The organism is Noviherbaspirillum sp. (genome assembly GCF_035254865.1).
In the GTDB taxonomy this organism is placed as follows: domain Bacteria; phylum Pseudomonadota; class Gammaproteobacteria; order Burkholderiales; family Burkholderiaceae_D; genus Noviherbaspirillum.
Genome location: NZ_DATFAF010000076.1, coordinates 1 through 21,491, shown reverse-complemented (window position 1 = coordinate 21,491; position 21,491 = coordinate 1). Strand labels below are relative to the sequence as shown.

Below are 21,491 nucleotides of genomic sequence, written 5' to 3'. Positions count from 1 at the left end.
GCGGCTCGCTTTCGCCGCCTGGCGCGCGACTATGAGCGGCTTGCCGACACGCTGGCAGGACTTCATTTCGTCGCCTTCGCATGTCTCATGCTCAGTAAGGCCGCTGCCATGCTGGGTCAAGGTTCATAACACCCTCTAGTGCAAGGCGCGGCGACGCGACGTAGCAGTGCTACGGCAAGGAGACGCAACACCGCAGGCGACCGGTTCCCGGAGCTGCACGAAGGGTTCGAGCCGGAAGGGCGCATCGCGGCGTTGCGTCGCTTGCTCAGGGGCTCACCCTGAGCGGCGCGCCGCGCCTTGCGCTGCATCCCTTCCGGCTCGAACGCGCCCCCTGCACTCATATGAAAGCCGCTCTAGCAGCATCCGCTCTTCTCGCCAGTCACCTTGTTCCCCGGTTGCGCGGGCTAAGCCGGTTTGCAACGGCTATGGCACGTCTGTACTCGGTAAAGGCTTTCTCTGTCAGGGCTTTTTTGTGAAGCAAGGCTGCTTCAGGATAACGAGCGAATTTTGCGCAATTTCCAAATTCGTTCTTTTTCGTAAAAACGGTATTGACATTCACACTTGTCAGACGCTATAAAACTGTTTGGCCCCGACGGCAACTCAGCGATATTTTAGAAAAAACGGATTGTTTTCCGTTTCCTGATGCAGAAACGCATTTTGAAAGGAATGGCAATGTCCCTGTTCGACTTGAATGGAAAGGTTGCCGTCATCACCGGCTCCTCGCGCGGCATCGGGCGGGCGATCGCTGAACGAATGGCGGAGCAGGGCGCGAAGGTGGTGATCTCCTCGCGCAAGCTGGGTCCCTGCGAGGAGGTCGTCAACGCCATCAATGCACGCCATGGCGAAGGGCGCGCGATTGCAGTCCCCGCCAATATCTCTTCCAAGGATGAACTGAAGCACCTGGTCGACGCGACCATGCAGGCTTTCGGCAAGATCGACATCCTGGTCTGCAACGCGGCATCGAATCCCTACTACGGCCCCATGGCGGGCATTGAGGACGAGCAGTTCCGCAAGATCCTCGAAAACAATGTCATCGCCAACCACTGGCTGATCCAGATGGTTGCGCCGCAGATGATCGAGCGCAAGGATGGCGCGATCATCATCGTGTCCTCCATCGGCGGCCTGCGCGGTTCGCCGGTCATCGGCGCCTACAACATTTCGAAGGCGGCGGACTTCCAGCTCGCGCGCAATCTCGCCGTTGAGTTTGGCCCGCACAATGTCCGGGTCAACTGCATCGCCCCAGGCCTGATCAAAACCGATTTCGCGCGCGCATTGTGGGAAAACCCCGATACGCTCAAGCGCGCCACCAGCACAACGCCGCTGCGCCGCATCGGCGAGCCGGATGAAATCGCAGGCGCGGCGGTCTATCTCGCTTCCACGGCAGGCAGCTTCATGACCGGCCAAAGCATCGTCGTCGATGGCGGCGCAACTATCTGACCAGGAGAACACCATGGAAGACCTGAAAGCATTCCGGCAGGAAGTGCGGACATGGCTCGAAGCGAACTGTCCGCCCGAAATGCGCCAGCCGGCGCAGGGCGAAGAGGATATCTGCTGGGGCGGGCGGAAATTCGTTTTCCAGTCGGAGGCGCAGCGCGTGTGGTTGCAGCGCATGGCGGAACGGGGCTGGACCGTGCCGGAATGGCCGCGCGATTATGGCGGCGGCGGACTGTCGAAGGAGCAGGGCAAGGTATTGCGGCAAGAGATGCAGGCGCTCGGCTGTCGCCCGCCATTGCAGAGCTTCGGCATCTGGATGCTTGGGCCGGCATTGCTCAAGTATGGTTCCGAAGAGCAGAAGCGCACCTACCTGCCGCAGATTGCACGCGGTGAAATCCGCTGGTGCCAAGGCTACTCCGAACCGAATGCAGGATCCGATCTGGCGTCGCTGCAGACCCGCGCCGACGACCATGGCGATCATTTCGTCGTCAACGGCCAGAAGACCTGGACATCCTATGCCGACAAGGCGGACTGGATCTTCTGCCTCGTGCGCACCGACTTCAATGCGCGCAAGCATACCGGCATCAGCTTCCTGCTGTTCGACATGGAATCGCCGGGCGTATCGACCCGGCCGATCACGCTGATTTCAGGCAAGTCGCCTTTCTGCGAGACATTCTTCGATGACGTGAAGGTGCCGAAGGAGAATCTCGTCGGCGAACCGAATGGCGGCTGGGAAATTGCCAAATACCTGCTGACGCATGAACGCGAAATGATCGGTGCCGTGGGCGATCGTGCAGTCAGTCGGCCGCTCGAGGCCTTTGCCTCATCGGCCGTCGGCCTGAACGACCGCGGGCAACTCGATGATCCGATGCTGCGCACTCAGATCGCCATGTTCGAGATCGACGAGGCCGCCTTCCGCCTGACGCTTGAACGCACCGGCGACCTCGCGCGGCAGGGACGTGCCGAACCGGCATTTTCTTCCGTGCTGAAATACTACGGCGCCGAATTGAACAAGCGCAGGCACGAGCTGCTGATGTCAGCCGGCGGCGCCGATGCGCTTGAATGGGAAAGCGAGCGCAGCCGCGGCGGCGAGCTCGCGCGCTCCTGGCTGCGTACCAAGGCCAATTCGATCGAAGGCGGTACCAGCGAAGTGCAGCTCAATATCATCGCCAAGCGCATTCTCGGCCTGCCCGGAGCATAAGCCGCGGCGCCCAATTACACTTACCGATACGGATCAGACATGGCACTCGTATTGAATCAGGAACAGGAAATGCTCCGCGACAGCGCGATGGTTTTCCTTCGCGAGAATGCGCCAGTTTCACAGTTGCGCAAACTGCGTGACAGCCGGGATGAGACAGGCTTCTCGCGCGAGCTTTGGCAGAGCTTCGCCGAGATGGGTTTCACCGGCGTGCTGATTCCCGAAGCCTATGGCGGCCTCGCGCTGGGACAGGTGGAGGCGGGCGCAATCATGGAATCGATCGGCCGCAATCTCAGCGCCGTGCCTTTCTTTTCCACGGCGGTGGTCGCTGCATCGCTGCTGGCACGCCACGGCAATGACGATCAAAAGCAGAAATACCTGAAGAAGATTGCCGACGGAACCATCGTCATGGCGCTCGCTGTCGACGAGAGCAGCAAGCACCAGCCGCAACGGCAGGCCCTGCGCGCAGTGCCCGGCGGCAGCGGTTTCCGGCTGAACGGCGCAAAGACATTTGTCGTCGATGGACATGTTGCGGACACGCTGATCGTCGCCGCTCGCACCAGCGGTGCGGAAGGTGATCAAGGCGGAATCAGCTTGTTCCTGGTCGATCGCAAGGCGCCTGGTGTGAACGTCGAGCGGACTGTCATGGTCGACGCACACAATGCGGCACGCATCAGTTTCTCGGAAGTGGATGTCAGTTCCGGTGCAGTGGTCGGGAAGCCGGGACAGGGCTGGTCCGTGCTGGACGATACGCTCGACATCGGGCGCATCGCGCTGGCGGCCGAACTGCTCGGCATTGCCGACGCTGCTTTCGAACGGACTCTGGATTACCTGAAGGAGCGCAAGCAGTTCGGCAAAATCATCGGCGAGTTTCAAGCGCTGCAGCATCGCGCTGCGCATCTCTACAGCGAGATTGAAATTACTCGTTCGCTTGTTCTGCGCGGGCAGCAGATGCTGGACGAAAGAGACAGCGGCGCAGCGGCCATGGTGTCCGCAGCCAAGGCGCGCGCCGGTGCGACGGCACTGCTCGCGGTGCAAGAGGGCGTGCAGATGCATGGCGGTATCGGCATGACCGATGAGTTCGACATCGGATTTTTCATGAAGCGCCAGCGCGTCGCACAGGAGTTGCTGGGTGATGCGAATTTTCATGCAGATCGCTGGGCGCGCTTGAGCACCTACTGATGTAAGCGACTACTGATCCTGACTTCAGATCCATTCCGTGCCGCGCAAGGGATAGGTGAGCCGCCGCACCATTTCCAGCAAACGCGGCCGGATCTCGTTGCGCAGGTAGTCCGGCGTGAGGTTGTGCGCTGAACCGCCGACGCCGACCGCGATGATCGGCAGCCGGTCCCCAGGACTGAAGGCTGCCGCGATTTCGTTGGCGCCATGCCATTCACCGAGCGACACGCAACACCCGGATTCCTGAAATTCCACCACGGCGGCGTCGATCGCCGCGACGATTTCAGGCCAGCGCATCTCTTCGGCCTCACGCAAACGTTCCTGGAGTTCCTCGCGTTCCGCCTGCGGCATCATGGCGAGGCAGGCGCGTCCCATGGCCGACGTCGCCATCGGAATGCGCGATCCGATATCGAGGCCCAGCGTCAAGGCGGCATGACTGCGGCAGGTCTGGATGCAGAACATGCTCAGGCGCTCGCGCACGGCGAGCGACACATCGGCACGCGCAAATTCCGCCAGTTCCTTCATTAAAGGCATCGCCATGCGCCGGATGTCGAGCTGGGTCAGCGTTGCGCTGCCAAGCGCGATGGTCGCTGTGCCGAGGCGGTAGCCCGGATAGTTTTCGTCGTGGGTCAGATAGCCGAGCTGGGCAAGCGTATGGGTGAGATGGGCAACGTTCGACTTCGACAGCTTGCAACGGCGTGCGATTTCCGTATTGGTGAGGATGTCGTCGCCCGCGCTGAAGCATGAGAGAACATCCAGCCCGCGCGCCAGCGCGACCACGAACGCGCGATCTTGCTTTTCCTCCGCCTGTGGGTGGGATGGCGCCGCTTCCCCGGCAGTCGCTTCCTCGGATTTCATGAACGAAGCGGCGGAGTCGGGAGTCACACCTTCATGCCCGGCAGGTTGAGCGAAGCCGTATTGCCGCCATCGACCGGCAGTGCCTGACCGGTGACGTAGCTCGCGTCGTCGCTCGCCAGGAACGCGATCGCGGCGGCGATTTCCTCCGGGCGGCCGTAACGGCGCAGCTCGCAGCGCGAGCCCAGCTTGTCTTCCTTGTGAGCGGCACGGGCACGCTCGAATACCGGCGCCGTCATTCCGGTTTCGATCAGGCCCGGACAAACCGCATTGACGCGAACGTTCCATTCGCCCAGATCGCATGCGCTGGTCATCGTGAGATTGATCACCGCTGCCTTGGAAGCGCTGTAGGCATTGCCGCCGGCGCCCGATCGTACGCCCGCAACGGATGCGGTATTGACGATCGCGCCGCTGTGCTGATCGCACATGATGCGCGCCGCGTACTTGGTGAAATGCACTGCGCCCATGATGTTCACCGCGAGTATCCGCTGCCAGACCTCGGTGTCGGTTTCGGTGATCTTCGAATAATCGCCGCCGGCAATGCCAGCGTTGTTGCAAAGTACGTCGATCCGTCCGCATTTGGCGAAGACGTCGGCAACACATTTCTCGACTTCTTCTTCGCGCGAAATATCGAGTGCGCGATACCAGACCCTGGACTGATCCGGCAGCGTCGCCACGGTTTCCGCGAGTCCGTCTTCATTGCGGTCCGCCAGTGCCACGAAAGCGCCTTCCGCTGCCAGACGTCGGGCTGTCGCCCGGCCGATACCGCTGGCCGCGCCGGTGACGATGGCTACCTTGTTGTCAAATCGCATCATGTTCCTCCGTTATCAGACTGCTCTGTCAGACTGCGCTGTCAGTCCTTTATCTCGCGCTCCTGCAGCTCGCGCCATTGCAGCTTGCCGGTCGATGACTTCGGCAAGCTGTCGACAAATTGCACGATGCGCGGACTCTTGTAGGCGGCCATGTTCTGGTGTGCCCACTCCATGATTTCCTGTTCGGTGATCTTGCCGCGATAAGACTCGCGCAACACGATCACGGCCTTGACCGTCTCGCCGCGCTTGGGATCGCGTGCCGCGATGACGCAGGCTTCCAGGATCGCCGGGTGCTGATACAACAGCGTCTCGACCTCGGCGGGCCAGACCTTGAAACCGGATGCATTGATCATCCGTTTCAGACGATCCATCATAAAGAAATAACCGTCTTCATCCGTCATCGCCAGGTCGCCGGTGCGCAGGAAACGCTTGCCGTCGATCTGCACGAAGGCATCCTTCGCCGCTTCCGGGTGATTCCAGTAACCCAGCATGACATGCGGTGCATTGACCACGATTTCGCCCACTTCACCCGGCGGCAGTTCATGGAAATCCGAGGTGTCCACCACGCGTGCATCGACGTTATAGATCGGGATGCCGAGGCATTGCTTCTTGGGGCGGTCGGGAGGATTGATGTGGGTAGCCGCAATCGTTTCGGACATGCCGTAGCCCTCGACATAGGCGACGCCCAGCAAATCCTTGAGCTTTTGCGCGACCGCTTCCGGCATGGCAGCACCTCCGCCACGAATGCCGCGCAGGCTCGACAGATCGTATTCGTCGATGCGCGGATTGGCCAGCAGATCGACGATCATGGTCGAGATCAGTTGCATGGTCGCGATCCGGTAGCGTTGGATGCATTCGGCCGCCACTTCGCGGTCCCAGCGCGGCAGGATCACGATAGTGCTGCCGTAATACAGCGGGCCGTTCATGCTGCCCTGCATGCCGGTCACATGAAAGAAGGGCAACACGCTCAGGGTCACCGCATCCTGGTTGGTATTGAACCACTGCATGCTCGCGACGAGGGAAAACATGACGTTGCCATGCGTATGCATGCAGCCCTTGGGATGGCCGGTTGTCCCGGAGGTGTAGGGCATCACGCACAGATCATCCGGCCCAACCGTCAACGGACCAGGACGCAGCTTGCGCTCGAGCATATCGTTCCACAAAGTGACGCCCTTGCCGGCGAGCGGCTCACGCGCAGCAGCGATGAAATCCGGCACCTTCAGGCCGGTTGGGCGCTTCAGATAATCCGAATACGCCGCCACCAGAATGTTTTCAAGTCCATGCTCTAGGATCGGCGCCATTTGCGGAAACAGGTCCTGCGCCACGATCGCGGCCGTGGCGCCCGTGTCCTTCACATAATGGAGCAGCTCGTTGGTCTTGTTCATCGGATTGACCGGCACGACTACCGCATTGGCCCGAAGAATGCCGTAATACGCGAGCACGAACTGCGGGCTGTTCTGCATGTACAGGAGGACGCGGTCGCCTTTCTTCACCTTGCATACCTGTTCCAGATATCCGGCAATGCGCTCCGCCTCGTCCTTGAACTCGGCGAACGTGATCGGCGTGTCATAGAACAGGATGTAAGGCTTGTCGGGATACCGCGTGGCTGACACTTCCACGTTGTAGAACACATTGGTCTGCGGCGCCGTGAGGTGCCGCGCATGGCCGGCTGGCCAGAATGCAAAATGACGGTCGGACATGGACGGTTCTATGACAATCAACGTTCGATATAGCGCGCCAGTTCCAGCTTGGCGATGGCGTTGCGGTGCACTTCGTCCGGGCCGTCGGCCAGGCGGATCGAGCGCGCGCTCGCATAGGAATGCGCCAGCGGGGTGTCCTGGCTCACGCCCGCACCGCCGTGCGCCTGGATTGCCCAGTCAATGACCTGGCAAGCCATATTCGGCGCAATCACCTTGATCATTGCGATTTCCTTGGCGGCGACTTTGTTGCCGACCGTGTCCATCATGTGCGCGGCATTGAGCACCATCAGGCGGGCCTGATCGATCATGATGCGGGAATTGGCGATGCGCTCGCGCCAGACACCTTGCTCGGCGATCTTCTTGCCGAACGCGGTACGCGCGAGAGTGCGACGGCACATCAGTTCCAGCGCCACTTCGGCGCGGCCGATCAGGCGCATGCAGTGGTGGATACGGCCCGGGCCAAGACGGCCTTGTGCGATTTCGAAGCCGCGGCCTTCGCCCAGCAGGATGTTGGAGACCGGTACGCGCACGTTCTCGAAGCGTACTTCCGCATGGCCGTGCGGTGCGTCGTCGAAGCCGAATACCGACATGTTGCGCAGGATGGTCACGCCCGGTGCTTCGGTCGGAACCAGGATCATCGATTGCTGGCGATGGCGGTTCGGGCTGTTCGGATCGGTCTTGCCCATGAAGATCAGGATCTTGCAACGCGGATCGCTGGCGCCCGAGGTAAACCACTTCTGGCCATTGATCACATAATGATCGCCGTCGCGTTCGACGCGGGCTTCGATGTTGGTGGCGTCCGAGGAAGCGACGGCCGGTTCGGTCATGGCAAAACCGGAGCGGATTTCGCCGTTGAGCAGGGGCACCAGCCATTGCTGTTGCTGCTCCTCGGTCGCATAGCGCACCAGGGTTTCCATGTTGCCGGTATCGGGGGCGGCGCAGTTGAACACCTCGGCCGCGATAGCCACGCGCCCCATCAATTCGCACAGCGGCGCGTATTCGAAATTGGTCAGGCCGGCGCCATATTTCGATTCCGGCAGAAACAGGTTCCACAAGCCCGCTGCACGCGCCTTCACCTTCAGTCCTTCGATGGTCTGCGACACGATCCAGGGATTACCGTCCTTGCGTGCAGCGGCCATTTCCTCCTTATACGCATGTTCGGCAGGAATGATTTCGTTATCAATGAATTCCTTGACGCGTTTTTGCAGATCGAGGGACTTCTCCGAAAAAGTGAATGTCATGCTGGTCTCCAGTAGAGGGTTGTTTGTCCGAGGCGCTCGTCGCGCGACTATTGTGCTTCGATTTTTTCCACCAGCGCCCATGCCTGCTCGGCAAGCGGCCGGGTGCGTTTGCCGGCCTGCGCTGCTTCGGCACTGGCGGCATTGCCGATCAATGCGCGCTTCGTGATGCCTTGAAGAATCCCTACAAGGCGGAACATGTTGAATACCATATAGTATTCCCATGCCGACTTCGACACTTCCTTGCGTCCGGTACGCTCGCAATACGCAGCCAGATATTCCTGTTCGGTCGGTATGCCGAGTTCGCGCAAGGGCACGCCGGCGAGGCCGCGTGCATTGTCCTGCGACATGCGCCAGGTCATGCAGTGATACGCAAAGTCCGACAAGGGATGACCCAGTGTCGACAGCTCCCAGTCAAGCACAGCAAGGATGCGCGATTCGGTGGGATGAAAGATCACATTGTCAATGCGGAAGTCGCCATGCACGATGCGCGTCTCATCGCCCGCCGGAATATTCTTCGGCAGCCATTCGATCAGGTTCTCGACGGCGTCGATACGCTCTGTTTCAGAGGCGCGATACTGCTTCGTCCAGCGCGCGACTTGCCGTTCCAGATAATTGCCCGGCTTGCCGTAGCTTTCCAGTCCGACCGCAACATAGTCGACGCTGTGCAGCGCGGCGATCACGCGATTCATTTCATTGAAAATCGCGCGGCGCTCGTCCGGTCGCATGCCCGGCAGCGTCGGGTCCCACAGGATGCGGCCCTGTACGTAGTCCATGATGTAGAAGGCGGTTCCGATCACGGAATCGTCTTCGCATAACGCATAGGTTCTGGCCACTGGCACATCGGTCCTGGCCAGCGCCGTGATTACCCGGTACTCGCGATCGACCGCGTGCGCCGAGGGAAGCAAGGTGCCCGGCGGTTTGCGGCGCATCACATACTGCTTGCCGCCGGTACTGAGCAGGAAGGTCGGATTGGATTGCCCGCCCTTGAATTGTTCGACTTGCAGTTCCCCGGAAAAGCCTTCCACCTGTTCGCGCATGAAGGCGGCGAGCCGGGCTATGTCAAAGGCGTGCTGTGGCGCTACCGGCCGCGTGCCGGTAAATCGTGCGAGGTTGTTGTCCTGGCTCATGAGAGGGTAAGAGTGTGAATCCTTGATGCGTTGAGAGGCAAACTGGAAAGGAATGGCCGTCGCGTGCTTACACCGCAGTGATGCCGCCGTCCACCGCCAAGGCCTGCCCGGTGATATGCCGCGATGCCTCGGAGGCGAGGAAGACAACCGCGCCTTTCAGGTCTTCGTCGCCGCCGATGCGGTGCAGCGGGGCACGCGCAATGACGCCTTCCGCGACCTTTTCCAGCAAGCCGGCCGACATCTTCGAGGGGAAAAAGCCGGGGCAGATCGCATTGACGTTGATGTTGTACTTGCCCCATTCCGATGCGAGCGCACGGGTGAAATTCACGGCCGCGCCCTTGGAAGTGTGGTACGCAATCGTGCTGACATTGGTCGCGCTGCCGCGCAGGCCCGCGACCGACGCAATATTGATGATCTTGCCGAATTTGTTGGGAATCATGCAGCGCCGAGCCACCTCGCGCGAGAGGAAGAAGACTGAATCGACGTTCAGCCCCATCACTTTGCGCCAGGCTTCGTCCGGATACTCTTCCGCCGGTGCGCCCCAGGTGGCGCCGGCATTGTTGACCAGGATGTCGATAGTGCCGAAGCGTTGCAGCACCTGATCGACCATGGCGGGAATCTGCTCGGCCTTGGCGAGATCGTTGACGACCGTCAGCACCTCGCAGCCTATTTTTTCAAGATGCGCCTTGGCTTCGGCCAGTTCATCGGCCTTGCGCGCGGTGATCGCCAGCTTGCATCCCATTTCACCCAGTGCTTCGGCCATCTGCAGGCCAAGCCCGCGCGATCCGCCGGTGATCAGTGCCACACGGCCATCCAGCTTGAACAACTCCTTGACGCCCATCGCGCTCCCCTTAGCAGACTTCGAACAGGCCGGCAGCACCCTGGCCGCCGCCAATGCACATCGTGACGACCACATACTTCGCACCGCGGCGCTTGCCTTCGATCAGGGCATGGCCGGTGAGACGAGAGCCGGATACGCCGTAAGGGTGGCCGACCGCGATGGCGCCGCCGTTGATGTTCAGCAGTTCGTCGGGGATGCCGAGCGTGTCGCGGCAATAGAGCACCTGCACGGCGAATGCCTCGTTGAGTTCCCACAGACCGATGTCGTCCATCTTCAGGCCATTGCGCTGCAACAGCTTCGGAATGGCGTACACCGGACCGATGCCCATTTCATCGGGTTCGCAGCCGGCAACCGCGAATCCGCGGAAAATCCCGAGCGGCTGGATGCCGCGTTTTTCCGCCAGCCTGCTGTCCATGACCACGCATGCCGAGGAACCGTCGGAGAACTGGCTGGCATTGCCCGCGGTGATGACGCCGCCGGGCAGGGCGGGGCGAATCTTCGACACGCCTTCCAGCGTGGTATCGGCACGAATTCCTTCATCGGCGGCAATCGTCACTTCACGCGTCGTGATGCGGCCGCTTTCCTTGTCGACCACGCCCATGGTGGTGGTCATCGGCACGATTTCGTCGTCGAATTTTCCCGCTGCCTGCGCCGCTGCGGCACGCAACTGACTGCGCACGCCGTATTCATCCTGGCGCTCGCGCGAAATGTTGTAACGCTTCGCCACTTGTTCCGCCGTCTGCAGCATGCTCCAGTAGATCTCGGGCTTGTGCTCGACCAGCCACGGATCCATGCGCATGTGGCGGTTGGTTTCATTCTGCACGCAGGAAATCGATTCGACGCCGCCGGCAACCATGACGGGAACGCGATCGACAATCACGCGCTGCGCAGCCATGGCGACCGTCTGCAGGCCGGATGAGCAGAAGCGATTGACGGTCGCGCCGGCGGTGGTCACCGGCAAGCCGGCGCGCAAGGCGATGGCACGCGCAATGTTGCCGCCGGTCGTGCCTTCCGACAGCGAACCGCCCATCAGAACGTCCTCGACTTCGGCCGGGTCGATGCCGGCGCGCTCGACGGCGGCGCGCACTGCATGCGCGCCCAGCGTTGCGCCATAGGTCATGTTGAATGCGCCTTTCCAGGACTTCGCAAGTCCGGTACGGGCGGTCGAGACGATGACAGCGTCACTCATCATGGGTAGTTTTTCCTGTCAGTGAGATCAGTTGAATGATTCGCCGGCCTGGGCCAGGCGCACCAGCGAGTCCGCCGGCTTCCAGAAAACAGCATCGCCGCCGGCTTGTGCCGCGAAATCGCGCATCTTCTCCACCACCTTGGACAGGCCGATGGTTTCCGCATACAGCATCGGACCGCCGCGATGTGCGGGGAAGCCGTAGCCGGTCAGGTACACCATGTCGATGTCGGAAGCGCGCGCCGCGATGCCTTCTTCCAGGATGCGTGCACCTTCATTGACCAGTGCGAAGATGCAGCGCTCGATAATTTCTTCATCGCTTACCTTGCGCGGTGTGATGCCGGCGCTCTTGCGAGCGGCAGCGATGATTTCGTCGACTTCCGGATCAGGCAGCGCGTCGCGCTTGCCCGGCTCGTAGCGATACCAACCCTTTCCGGTCTTCTGTCCGAAGCGGCCCAGCTCGCAGAGTTGGTCGGCGATCACCGAGCGTTTCATGCCCGGATTTTCCGCGTAGAGCCGCTTGCGAATCGACCAGCCGATATCCAGACCCGCCAGGTCGCCCATGCGGAATGGTCCCATCGCCATGCCCCATTTTTCCAGTGCGCGGTCGATCTGCTGCGGCGATGCGCCTTCTTCCATCAGCTCATTGGCCTGATTGCGGTAGAACTTCAACATGCGATTGCCGATGAAGCCGTCGCACACGCCCGACACCACTGCAACCTTCTTGATCTTTTTCGCCAGTTGCATGACGGTAGCGAGCACGTCCTTGGCGGTCTTCTCGCCGCGTACGACTTCAAGCAGGCGCATCACATTCGCCGGACTGAAGAAGTGCAGGCCGACGACGTCTTGCGGCCGCTTCGTGAAGCCGGCGATCCTGTTCATGTCGAGCGTCGAAGTATTGCTGGCGAGGATCGCGCCTTGCTTCATGACCTCGTCGAGCTTCTTGAACACCTGTTCCTTCACGCCGATGTCCTCGAACACCGCTTCGATCACCAGGTCGCAATCCTTGATGTCGTCGTAGGACAGCGATGGCGCAAGCAGTGCCATGCGAGCCGCCATCTTGTCCGCGGAGAGCTTGCCTTTCTTGACCGTGTTTTCGTAATTCTTGCGTATCGTCGCGATGCCGCGATCGAGCGCGTCCTGCTTCATTTCAAGCAGGACGACGGGAATGCCGGCGTTGAGGAAGTTCATCGCAATGCCGCCGCCCATGGTGCCGGCGCCAATCACCGCGACGCGTTCGACCTTGCGCACCGGCGTATCGGGCGGAACGTCGGGAATCTTGGCGGCCGCGCGTTCGCCGATGAAGGCATGGCGCAGGGCGCGCGATTCGGACGAATTCAACAGCCACAGAAAAGCCTCGCGCTCGATCTTCATGCCTTCATCAAAAGGCTTGAAATAGGAAGCGGAGACCGCATCGAGGCATTTGAGCGGAGCCGGGAAGTGCTTGGCAGCGGCTGTGATCGTATTGCGTGCGAACTGCAGGAAGGCCTCGCCGGCCGGTTCATTGATCTTGATATCGCGTACGCGCTTCAGCGGGCGATTCTCGCCGACCACCTGGCGCGCGAATTCAACCGCGCCATTCAGCAAGTCGCCTTCGACGACGGCGTCGAACAAGGCGGTCGATCTGAGTTGCGACGCCAGCACCGGATTGCCGGACACGATCATGTTGAGCGCGGTTTCCAGCCCAACCAGGCGCGGAAGACGCTGCGTACCGCCGGCGCCGGGCAGGATGCCGAGTTTGACCTCCGGCAGCGCGATCTGCGCGTCGGGCCTGGCGACGCGGAAGTGGCAACCGAGGGCAAGTTCCAGACCGCCCCCCATGCAGGCGCCGGCAATCGCTGCAGTCACCGGTTTCGACGAGGACTCGACGGCACGGATGACGGTCAGCAGATTGGGTTCCTGGCTGGACTTGGGCGTGCCGAATTCCTTGATGTCGGCGCCGCCGGAGAAGGCGCGATCCGAGCCGATCAGGACAATCGAGCGTACGGCCGGGTCGTCGGCGGCACGCTCGATGGAGGCAATGATGGCACGACGCAGATCGAGTCCGAGACCGTTGATCGGTGGATTGTTGAGGGTGATGACTGCGACATCGTGGTTGACGGTGTAGGCGGCGTGTTCCATGGCGGTGTTCTTTCTGTTCGCTTCCTGGAGTGATGAACGGCCATCCGCGTTGGACGGGATGGCCCGGAAATAGTCTCGATCCGGCTGCGAGCGATCGCAGGTCGCTTGCTGCTTCGGGTTTTGCACAGCAAAACTTAGTTCCATAAATGATGCTGCGATGTTAGCAGGCAGTTGTGAAGCTGTAAAGCCGGGCTCGATAAGTTCCAGTTTTCCCGAGGAGAACGAGATAACGGGGTGAGCAATCGCGGTAGAATTTGACGCGGGGTGAATAAATGCCTAACTGCAAGTTTTTGGCATAATAGTTCCGAATATTAAGCTGCGATTCCGCAGTGCGAAATTTTATCGGATAATCAGGAAATGAAAAATATCGATTGCATGCCGTCCGCTGTCCAGGCTGGTGATTCGGGAAATGTTCCCGAGGGCTTCGAACCCATGGACCGTGGAAGTGCGTTCCTCGCCATGATCGGTCCGGTGTATTGCAAGAGGATCAGCGACCATCAGCTCGTTTTCGGCTTGCGGGTGGGGCCGCAACATACGAATGTGAAAGGGCTGGCGCATGGCGGCATGCTGATGACGCTGGCGGACAGCGCACTCGGGATCGCGATCACGATCGCCAATCATGAAAAGCCGATGGTGACGGTCAATCTGTCCACCGATTTTGTCGAAGCCGCGCATCCCGGCGACTGGGTCGAGGCTCACGTGGATATACAGAAGATCGGTTCCCGGCTGGCATTCGCCAACTGCTATCTCAAGGTTGGAGAGAAGCGCATCCTCCGCGCGAGCGGCGTTTTCGCGGCGAAGTGAGAGGCGTGCGCGAGACGACCTCCGCCATCATCGCTCTCGATCAGCGGCACTCCCATTTCATGAGGCAATGCTGTTCTGAAATGCTTCGCCAATCCGGTAATGGACCGTTTTACACGAAAAGGCGATGAAGGATTCGGCGGGCTGCTGCCCGCGACGGTAAAACAGTCAGGAAAGCGCCGAAGATTCGAGTTTGCGGGCGAGGGCCAGCAAGCGCGGCCTGACGTCGTTCAGCAGGAATTCTTTCGACAGGCTGGAAGAGGGGCCACCGCAATTCAGCACATGTACCGGAATCGTTCCGACTGAACGGAAGGTGACGGCGATGCCGTTCACGTCCTTTTGCCACTCGCCGAACGAGGTGGCGCATCCATACTTCTCGTAGTCTTGTCGCCCGCGTTCCAGTCCCTCGCGCACCGCGTCGGCTGCCGACTCGTCGAGCTCCGACGCCAGACGCATGATGGCATTGCGTTCCTGCTCGGGTGCGCCGGCGAGATAGGCGCGGCCGATGGCGGAGGAGGCAATCGGGATGCGCGATCCGACTTGCAGGGTCAAGGCCAGGGTTGCGGTGCTGCGGACCACTTCGGTATAGATGATGGAAAGCCTGTCGCGTACGCCCAGTGCCAAGGTGGCGCCGGCGAAATCCGCCAGTTCCTGCAGCAGCGGCCGCGCATACTGGCGGATATCCATGCGCGCCAGCATTGAACTGCCTAGTGCCAGCGTGGCGGTCCCCAGCGCATACCGGCCACCCGGCTCGACCTGCACCAGGTAGCCGCGTTTCATGAGCGTGTAGACGATGCGTGTCACGGTCGACTTGGGCAGTCCGCAGCGTTCCGAAATCTGCTGGTTGCTCAGCGATGCGTCTCCTGCGCGAAAGCATGCCAGCACATCGAGTCCGCGCGACAGTGCGGTGATGAAATACCGGTCTTCTCCGGCTTTCGGTGAATCGAGATCAAGCGTATCGTTCATGTTATCTCTCATGCGGGATTGGGCGGCCAGTATACTTTGGCAATTTTTCACTCAATTGGTTCGCTGTGCAGTTTAGCATTTTGCACAATAAAACGACAGCGCCTGCTCGCATGAAAAAAGGGAAGGAACGCTTGGTGCATTCCTTCCCTTTTGATATTGCCGCGTTTTCTGACTTTGCCGAATCCGAACGTTGCGGGGTCCGGGGCATAGCCTCAGGCAGCGATCAATAATTCAGCCGTCCGCCCGCACCGACGACACCGATATCCAGATAGTGGGTTCCCAATCTGTTGGTTTCACTGAAGTTGATCGGATAGCCTGCCAGCATGTAGCCGTTCATTGATGTCAGCGCCTTCGTGACTTTCTCGGCAGTCGGGTTCGGACCGGCCATGCGCACGGCCTCGACCATCAGGCGCGCATTCATGTAGACCTCGAAGTTGGTCGGCGTGGATTGAACGCCCTTGCCGTATTTCGACTTGAGGAAGGTCTGGAAGTCCTTGGCCAGCGGCAGGGTGGTCGAACTCGGGTTCGGGATCACCTGGCTGATGCCCACGCCGCGTGCATGCCGTTCACCGGCAACGGCAGCCAGCATATTGGCGGGCACGAAGGACAAGGTGTAGATCTGCGCGGCGCCGACCGGAGCATCGTAGACTTTCATGAAGCGCATGACCGCTTCAGGCAAGGCCATCAGGAAAATGGCTTGCGGCTTTGCATTGATGATTTGCCTGGCATGCGAGGAAAAATCGGTTTCGCCAGCCTTGTAAGGCGTCTTGTTGATGACTTCGAAGCCATATTCCTGGGAAGCCTGGCCGATGCTTTGCAGGATGCCGGCGCCGAAGCCATCGTCCTGATACAGCACCGCGACGCGTTTCAAACCGAGTGTCGAGGACAGGCGCGCAATCTTCTTGACCTCATCGGTATAACTGGCCCGCGTATGGAATATCTGCTCGGAACCAGGACCGCGGATAATGTCCGCGCCGCTGAAGACGCCAACCAGCGGGACCTTGTATTTGCTCAGGATGCCGGTTTTCATGATCGCGATGGTGTTGACGGTGCCGACCGCGTTCACCAGACCGACGACGTTGTCTTTCATGATTGCTTCCGCAGTCATCGCGGCCGTCTTTGCCGGGTCGTACTGATCGTCCTTGACCACCGGCTTCAGGATATTTCCGTTAATGCCGCCCTTGTCGTTGACCATCGACAGGTAGCCGCTGAAAATCGTGATGCCGTCATGCGAAGTTGATGCATTGGGACCGGTAATGCCGGTCACCGATCCGATCCTGACTTCGCCTGCGGATGCAAGGCCGACGACCGCACAGGCGGACAGCGCCACCAATAGTTTTTTTCCAAACATATTGCCTCCAGAGGGTTGTTTTTCGTCATTTTTCCAGGGCGGCGCGCGGTTGTATTTGTTGTATAAGTCCGTGCCTACGTCACAGGAAAAGCTGCGGCGCCCTACAGTGCAACGGTCGGAGTTACTCGCCGTTGCTTACTATGTATCATCATTTTTTAAAGGAAACAATCTAACTTGTCGCGCTTGGCTCGTGATGTCAAGTTGGAGGGCGTTGGCCTGTTTTCCCTGGTGGCGCAAGGATGTGTGGGCAGGCAGGCAATGCGGGACATACAAAAAGTGAATAGTCGGCGGGACAGCGATTGACGCGTTGCTGTGCCGCTCCCGGGCAAGTGCATGGCCGAACATCTCCTTCGGAAGCGCCACCAGACTTCGCAATATGCACGCAATGCATATTGGAATTTCAAATGAAATCATTGGATCTGGTCTGTTCATCCTTTTAAGCCTTTCTCTTACAACTTCCTCCGTGGTCATGCAGATCTTTGCGGTCCCAATGCATCGATTGTTCGCACCGGCGCGGGGATGGTTTGCCGAGCAGATGTTTTCGGCTGCCATTAATAAAAATCAGGAGACACCATGTGCAATCGAATTGCTTCAGCCTTCTTGTTCGGACTTTCCTCGCTGGTCGCCGGGTGCGCGACTTCTCCCTCTACCGGGCATGACTACGGTAAGCCCGAAGTGCTGGTTGCTCCCTCGAACTTCAAAGGCGTTCACGGCCTGGCCGTCGATGCCAAGGGGCGTCTGCTCGCCGGGAGCGTGATCGGAAGTGCGATCTACGAAGTCGACCGAAGCAGCGGCAATACATCGGTTTTCATTCCGGCGCCGGAAGGGCAGGCGGACGACATTGCGATCGGCCCGAAGGGCGAGTTGGCATGGACTTCCTTCCTTCAGGGCGTGTTGCGCTATCGCGAGTCCGATTCTGCGCCGATCAAGGTCTTGGCCAAGGATCTGCCGGGCATCAATTCGCTTGCCTTTGACCAGAAAATGGACGTCTTTACGCCTCGCAGGTGTTCCTCGGCGATGCGCTGTGGGAGATCGACATCGGTGGTCAGAAACCGCCGCGCCTGATCAGGAAGGAACTGGGCGGCCTGAACGGGTTTGAAGTCGGTAAGGACGGCTGGATCTACGGACCGCTCTGGTTCAAGGGGCAGATCGTGAAGATCAATCCTGATTCGGGCGAAGTGAAGATGCTGGCATCCGGCATGAAGACGCCTGCCGCTGCCAATTTCGATTCGAAAGGCAATCTGTACGCGGTCGATACCAAAAGCGGAGAACTGGTGCGAATCGACCCGGCCAGGGGAAGCAAGACGACCGTCGCGCAATTGAAGAGCGCGCTCGACAATCTTGCGATCGACAAGCAGGACCACATTTATGTTTCCAACATGGCCGACAATTCGATCGAGGAAGTCGATCCCACGAGCGGAAAATCACGCTATATCACCAAGGGCGAAGTCGCCGTGCCGGGCGGTCTCAAGCTCTCTGCGGACGGAAAGACCTTGTACGTTGCAGATATCTTCGCTCTGCGGGCGGTGGGTACGCAAACAGGCGAAGTCACCGACATCAAGCGCATGCAGGACGCCGATCTGGAATATCCGTTCACGGTCGGCGCCAGCGACAAGCACTTGCTGTTGACAGGCTGGTTCACCGGCAGCCTGCAAATCATCGACCGCGGGGCGATGAAGACTGTTGCCGAGCTGAGCGGATTCAAGGCACCGACCGATGCGGTTGAACTGCCGGACAGTTCGGATCTCATATCCGAAATCGCTACCGGCAATCTGGTGCGGCTCAATGGTGAGGGCTACAAGAATTGGGAAGTCGTGCTTCAGGGACTCGAGGGAGCCGGTGCAGTTAATCCTTGCGCGGGATGGCAATCTCTATGTGACCGTCGCTGCAGACAAGCCGGTCCGCATCAACACGAAGGATTGGAGCAAGTCGGTCGTCGCGGAAGGCCTCAGATTGCCGGAAGGTCTTTCCGAAACCCCGAACGGGCGCATCGTCGTTGCGGAAGCGGTAGCACGTCAGTTGACTGAAATCGACCCGATTGACGGCACGCGCCGGGTGATCGCGGGTGACTTGCCGATCGGCTTCGTGGGTGGCGCAGGCATGCCGCCGTCGTACATCCCGACGGGCGTGGCGATCGACGCACGCGGAAATATCTACTTCAGCGCCGATCCCAACAACGGGATTTACCGCATCCCCATCCGTTGACTGAGCGGGCCTCGATTTGGAAAAAGCAGCGGCGGCCACGAACGGCATCGCTCGCAGTCGCCAGGTTTTGCATGGCAGCGACAATGAAACCGATTTTGCTTGAGGTTTATCAACCATATGGTAAATTCTATATTGCCGTTAGGAAAGATAGTTAAAAGCAATAAGGCGGCGACTTATCACTATTCAGACAAGCACAAGGGGATACACATGAAAAAAAGCATGATCGCGGCAGCAGTATTGGGAGCACAAATCGTCATCTCGGCAGGCGCATGGGCGGCGGGCGATCGCGGTTCCGAGGCTGAAGCGCAAGCGATGGTGAAGCGGGCCGTCGCATTGATCAAATCGGCAGGACCGGAAAAAGCCTACAAAAGCTTTACCGATCATCCCGATGGCGCGTTCAAGGACCGCGACCTCTACGTTTTTGTCTACGACTTCGAAGGCAACTGCCTTGCGCAAGGTGCCAATCCGAAGATGGTCGGAAAGAACCTGATCGGCATGAAAGATGTCGACGGCAACGCGCTCATCAAGGGCATGATCGACATGGTCAAGAGCAAGGGGCCGGGGTGGTACGGCCCCTACAAGTTCAACAATCCCAACACCAACGTCTACGAACCCAAGAAATCGTATTGCGAGCAAGGTGCCGGCAATACGATCGTCTGCGTTGGCATCCACATGCCGCGATGAGGTAAGACTGTCCGGACGCGGCGCCAGTCGGTCACCGGCCGGCCCGCTCCCGGATTGCAGGGTATGGAACCTTCCGCGCGACACACGCATTATTGCGCTTGGCCGTCATGAATTCAGCCGCTCCGATTATCTCGCCTTCGTCGAAAATCAGTCGCGTCCGTTCGTATCCGCTGAGAATTTTGGCGCCGACACCTGGTCCGGCTTTCTAGAGCTGCTTGATTACATCTGCATCGATGTCATGAAAGACCGCGATTTCTCGGCGCTTGCCGGCAAGATGCGCAGGGAAGCTGAGCGCGTGTTCTACCTCGCAACGGCGCCATCGTTGTTTACAACCATTTGCAACAAGATAGCTGCATCCGGCTTGGTTGGCCGCAATAGTCGGGTGGTTCTCGAAAAGCCCTTGGGGCGTGATCTGGCCTCGGCAACGGAAATCAATGATGCCGTTGGTATGCATTTCAAGGAAGAGCAGATCTACCGCATTGACCACTATCTGGGCAAGGAGACGGTGCAGAACCTGATGGTTTTACGCTTTGGGAATTCCATTCTCGAACCGATCTGGCGCGCGCCGAATATTTCAAGTATTCAAATTACCGTGGCGGAGACGGTAGGCGTCGGTAGTCGCGCCGGCTTCTACGATGGCGCCGGCGCGATGCGTGACATGGTGCAGAACCATTTGCTCCAACTCCTATGCATCATCGCAATGGAGCCTCCTGTTTCATTGTCGCCCAATGGCGTGCGCGACGAGAAGCTGAAAGTGCTCCGTTCCCTGCGTCGCATGACTATGGCTGACATCGCCCGCGACACCGTTCGCGGCCGCTAAATTCGAGGTGTGGTGGGGAGCGAAGCAGTAAAGCGATACCTTGAAGAGGAGGATGTGCCGCCGGATAGCACCACCGAGACATTCGTTGCCTTGCGCGCAAATGTCGACATATGGCGATGGGCAAAGATTCCATTCTTCCTTCGCACCGGAAAACGAATGCCGAAGTGGTCCTCGCAGATTGTGTCGAATTCACCAACCCGCCGTTTTCCATTTTTCCCGAGACGTCCCATGGTGTCGCAAATCGCCTCGTGATCGAATTGCAGCCGGAAGAGGCGATCCGCTTGCAAATCATGGCGAAGCAACCGGGTAGCGGCATGAGTTACATCGATCCGCCTAACCTTGTACAGGTCGAACTGCTCCGGCGCTTCCGCGATGGTCAGACGAACGAAAGCGTTCGGGCCGGCATCCATCTCTCCATCAATAGCATTGCTGCCGGACTACGCAATACCGGTTGAGGGCTTGTCACTGTCCCGACGCGACAACGACGACCCGCCCACATGCCTGCACTGATTCTTGCCTGGCAACTGTCGGTTTTTTAATAAATTGTTTTCTTTCCCTTTGGGATAAAAGAAGTCTTGCATTGAGCCGAAGGCTTTGCTATAGTTCGGCTCCCGTCGCGAAACGCGAACAAGAAAACTCTGCAAATTGAGGGTTTTTCCGAGTCGAGACAGGGACTTCCGTTCACCACGGTTCGCTTTCAAACACAGCGCTTTGAAAGCGATGCGCAACCTGCAGAGGTTGCGCGGACGGATCCGGTTCTTTAAAAAGTAACAGCCGATAAGTGTGGGCGCTTGGTGGAAGGTGCGGCGGCGAGGAATCGCTGCTTTAACTTAAAGCATTAAGTGCTCACAGAGAAATATAGGTAAGATCGCAAGAGATTACCTGTCAGTATTTTGAGTGAGTGACGGTTCTACGGAACCTGGCAGCAATGCCACAACAGAGATTGAACTGAAGAGTTTGATCCTGGCTC

General features: G+C 59.4%; 18 protein-coding genes and 3 pseudogenes. 11 read left to right on the top strand and 10 right to left on the bottom strand.

The features are described 5' to 3' along the window. The 4 genes and pseudogenes from VJ651_RS18905 to VJ651_RS18890 form a co-directional block, all read left to right on the top strand. Positions 1-129, top strand: a pseudogene (locus tag VJ651_RS18905) (IS5/IS1182 family transposase); the annotation flags it as partial. Between the two features lie 543 nt (positions 130-672). Beyond that, positions 673-1,437, top strand: coding sequence for an SDR family oxidoreductase (locus VJ651_RS18900; RefSeq protein WP_324108930.1), 765 nt, complete (start codon positions 673-675; stop codon positions 1,435-1,437). 13 nt (positions 1,438-1,450) lie between these two features. After that, positions 1,451-2,635, top strand: a complete 1,185-nt coding sequence (locus tag VJ651_RS18895) for an acyl-CoA dehydrogenase family protein (RefSeq protein ID WP_324108929.1) — start codon at positions 1,451-1,453, stop codon at positions 2,633-2,635. A gap of 39 nt (positions 2,636-2,674) precedes the next feature. Then, entirely contained in the window at positions 2,675-3,814 is a 1,140-nt protein-coding gene (locus VJ651_RS18890) for an acyl-CoA dehydrogenase family protein (protein ID WP_324108928.1), read from the top strand. 24 nt (positions 3,815-3,838) lie between these two features. Here VJ651_RS18890 and VJ651_RS18885 read toward each other — a convergent pair whose 3' ends face one another. From VJ651_RS18885 to VJ651_RS18850, 8 genes are all read right to left on the bottom strand, one after another. After that, positions 3,839-4,669, bottom strand: a complete 831-nt coding sequence (locus tag VJ651_RS18885; protein WP_324108927.1) for an IclR family transcriptional regulator — start codon at positions 4,667-4,669, stop codon at positions 3,839-3,841. A gap of 23 nt (positions 4,670-4,692) precedes the next feature. Continuing rightward, positions 4,693-5,481, bottom strand: a complete 789-nt coding sequence (locus VJ651_RS18880) for an SDR family oxidoreductase (protein WP_324108926.1) — start codon at positions 5,479-5,481, stop codon at positions 4,693-4,695. Between the two features lie 38 nt (positions 5,482-5,519). Next, entirely contained in the window at positions 5,520-7,178 is a 1,659-nt protein-coding gene (locus VJ651_RS18875; protein WP_324108925.1) for a long-chain fatty acid--CoA ligase, read from the bottom strand. A 17-nt stretch (positions 7,179-7,195) separates the two neighbouring features. Continuing rightward, positions 7,196-8,419, bottom strand: coding sequence for an acyl-CoA dehydrogenase family protein (locus tag VJ651_RS18870; RefSeq protein ID WP_324108924.1), 1,224 nt, complete (start codon positions 8,417-8,419; stop codon positions 7,196-7,198). A gap of 47 nt (positions 8,420-8,466) precedes the next feature. Continuing rightward, positions 8,467-9,546, bottom strand: a complete 1,080-nt coding sequence (locus VJ651_RS18865) for a phosphotransferase (RefSeq protein ID WP_324108923.1) — start codon at positions 9,544-9,546, stop codon at positions 8,467-8,469. A 67-nt stretch (positions 9,547-9,613) separates the two neighbouring features. Next, a complete protein-coding gene (locus VJ651_RS18860; RefSeq protein ID WP_324108922.1) occupies positions 9,614-10,387 on the bottom strand; it encodes an SDR family oxidoreductase in 774 nt (257 codons plus the stop codon). Positions 10,388-10,397: 10 nt separating this feature from the next. Beyond that, entirely contained in the window at positions 10,398-11,576 is a 1,179-nt protein-coding gene (locus tag VJ651_RS18855) for an acetyl-CoA C-acyltransferase (protein WP_324108932.1), read from the bottom strand. Positions 11,577-11,603: 27 nt separating this feature from the next. After that, the gene (locus VJ651_RS18850; protein WP_324108931.1) at positions 11,604-13,694 is read right to left on the bottom strand and encodes a 3-hydroxyacyl-CoA dehydrogenase NAD-binding domain-containing protein; all 2,091 of its coding nucleotides are present in this window, start codon (positions 13,692-13,694) and stop codon (positions 11,604-11,606) included. Positions 13,695-14,051: 357 nt separating this feature from the next. On the opposite strand from VJ651_RS18850, the gene VJ651_RS18845 reads away from it, so the two are divergent. Further along, the gene (locus VJ651_RS18845; protein ID WP_324108921.1) at positions 14,052-14,498 is read left to right on the top strand and encodes a PaaI family thioesterase; all 447 of its coding nucleotides are present in this window, start codon (positions 14,052-14,054) and stop codon (positions 14,496-14,498) included. Positions 14,499-14,663: 165 nt separating this feature from the next. Here VJ651_RS18845 and VJ651_RS18840 read toward each other — a convergent pair whose 3' ends face one another. Beyond that, positions 14,664-15,461, bottom strand: a complete 798-nt coding sequence (locus VJ651_RS18840; protein WP_324108920.1) for an IclR family transcriptional regulator — start codon at positions 15,459-15,461, stop codon at positions 14,664-14,666. Positions 15,462-15,684: 223 nt separating this feature from the next. Beyond that, positions 15,685-16,812: an ABC transporter substrate-binding protein gene (locus tag VJ651_RS18835; RefSeq protein ID WP_324108919.1), complete on the bottom strand. Its 1,128-nt coding sequence runs from the start codon at positions 16,810-16,812 to the stop codon at positions 15,685-15,687. A gap of 573 nt (positions 16,813-17,385) precedes the next feature. Here VJ651_RS18835 and VJ651_RS18830 point away from each other — a divergent pair. The 6 genes and pseudogenes from VJ651_RS18830 to VJ651_RS18805 all read left to right on the top strand — a co-directional run. Further along, complete coding sequence (locus tag VJ651_RS18830) at positions 17,386-17,877, top strand: hypothetical protein (RefSeq protein ID WP_324108918.1); 492 nt, start codon at positions 17,386-17,388, stop codon at positions 17,875-17,877. Then, positions 17,817-18,839, top strand: coding sequence for an SMP-30/gluconolactonase/LRE family protein (locus VJ651_RS18825; protein WP_324108917.1), 1,023 nt, complete (start codon positions 17,817-17,819; stop codon positions 18,837-18,839). The genes VJ651_RS18830 and VJ651_RS18825 overlap by 61 nt, the downstream gene beginning before the upstream one ends. After that, complete coding sequence (locus VJ651_RS18820; RefSeq protein WP_324108916.1) at positions 18,832-19,017, top strand: hypothetical protein; 186 nt, start codon at positions 18,832-18,834, stop codon at positions 19,015-19,017. Before VJ651_RS18825 ends, VJ651_RS18820 begins: the two co-directional genes overlap by 8 nt. A gap of 207 nt (positions 19,018-19,224) precedes the next feature. Next, on the top strand, positions 19,225-19,701 hold the full coding sequence (locus VJ651_RS18815) for a cache domain-containing protein (RefSeq protein WP_324108915.1): 477 nt from the start codon (positions 19,225-19,227) through the stop codon (positions 19,699-19,701). Between the two features lie 7 nt (positions 19,702-19,708). Then, a pseudogene (zwf, locus tag VJ651_RS18810) lies at positions 19,709-20,847 on the top strand (glucose-6-phosphate dehydrogenase); the annotation flags it as partial. Further along, positions 20,842-20,976: pseudogene (locus tag VJ651_RS18805) on the top strand (phosphoenolpyruvate carboxylase); the annotation flags it as partial. The pseudogenes zwf and VJ651_RS18805, both read left to right, overlap by 6 nt. Between the last annotated feature and the right edge of the window lie 515 nt (positions 20,977-21,491).

What these genes read in the sequence shown, in the direction of transcription:
- VJ651_RS18885 (WP_324108927.1), bottom strand. Translation starts at nt 4,669, where the DNA reads ATGAAATCCGAGGAAGCGACTGCCGGGGAAGCGGCGCCATCCCACCCA.
- VJ651_RS18835 (WP_324108919.1), bottom strand. Translation starts at nt 16,812, where the DNA reads ATGTTTGGAAAAAAACTATTGGTGGCGCTGTCCGCCTGTGCGGTCGTC.
- VJ651_RS18845 (WP_324108921.1), top strand. Translation starts at nt 14,052, where the DNA reads ATGAAAAATATCGATTGCATGCCGTCCGCTGTCCAGGCTGGTGATTCG.
- VJ651_RS18875 (WP_324108925.1), bottom strand. Translation starts at nt 7,178, where the DNA reads ATGTCCGACCGTCATTTTGCATTCTGGCCAGCCGGCCATGCGCGGCAC.
- VJ651_RS18850 (WP_324108931.1), bottom strand. Translation starts at nt 13,694, where the DNA reads ATGGAACACGCCGCCTACACCGTCAACCACGATGTCGCAGTCATCACC.
- VJ651_RS18895 (WP_324108929.1), top strand. Translation starts at nt 1,451, where the DNA reads ATGGAAGACCTGAAAGCATTCCGGCAGGAAGTGCGGACATGGCTCGAA.
- VJ651_RS18870 (WP_324108924.1), bottom strand. Translation starts at nt 8,419, where the DNA reads ATGACATTCACTTTTTCGGAGAAGTCCCTCGATCTGCAAAAACGCGTC.
- VJ651_RS18860 (WP_324108922.1), bottom strand. Translation starts at nt 10,387, where the DNA reads ATGGGCGTCAAGGAGTTGTTCAAGCTGGATGGCCGTGTGGCACTGATC.
- VJ651_RS18880 (WP_324108926.1), bottom strand. Translation starts at nt 5,481, where the DNA reads ATGATGCGATTTGACAACAAGGTAGCCATCGTCACCGGCGCGGCCAGC.
- VJ651_RS18830 (WP_324108918.1), top strand. Translation starts at nt 17,386, where the DNA reads ATGTGCAATCGAATTGCTTCAGCCTTCTTGTTCGGACTTTCCTCGCTG.
- VJ651_RS18840 (WP_324108920.1), bottom strand. Translation starts at nt 15,461, where the DNA reads ATGAACGATACGCTTGATCTCGATTCACCGAAAGCCGGAGAAGACCGG.
- VJ651_RS18815 (WP_324108915.1), top strand. Translation starts at nt 19,225, where the DNA reads ATGAAAAAAAGCATGATCGCGGCAGCAGTATTGGGAGCACAAATCGTC.
- VJ651_RS18890 (WP_324108928.1), top strand. Translation starts at nt 2,675, where the DNA reads ATGGCACTCGTATTGAATCAGGAACAGGAAATGCTCCGCGACAGCGCG.
- VJ651_RS18865 (WP_324108923.1), bottom strand. Translation starts at nt 9,546, where the DNA reads ATGAGCCAGGACAACAACCTCGCACGATTTACCGGCACGCGGCCGGTA.
- VJ651_RS18900 (WP_324108930.1), top strand. Translation starts at nt 673, where the DNA reads ATGTCCCTGTTCGACTTGAATGGAAAGGTTGCCGTCATCACCGGCTCC.
- VJ651_RS18855 (WP_324108932.1), bottom strand. Translation starts at nt 11,576, where the DNA reads ATGAGTGACGCTGTCATCGTCTCGACCGCCCGTACCGGACTTGCGAAG.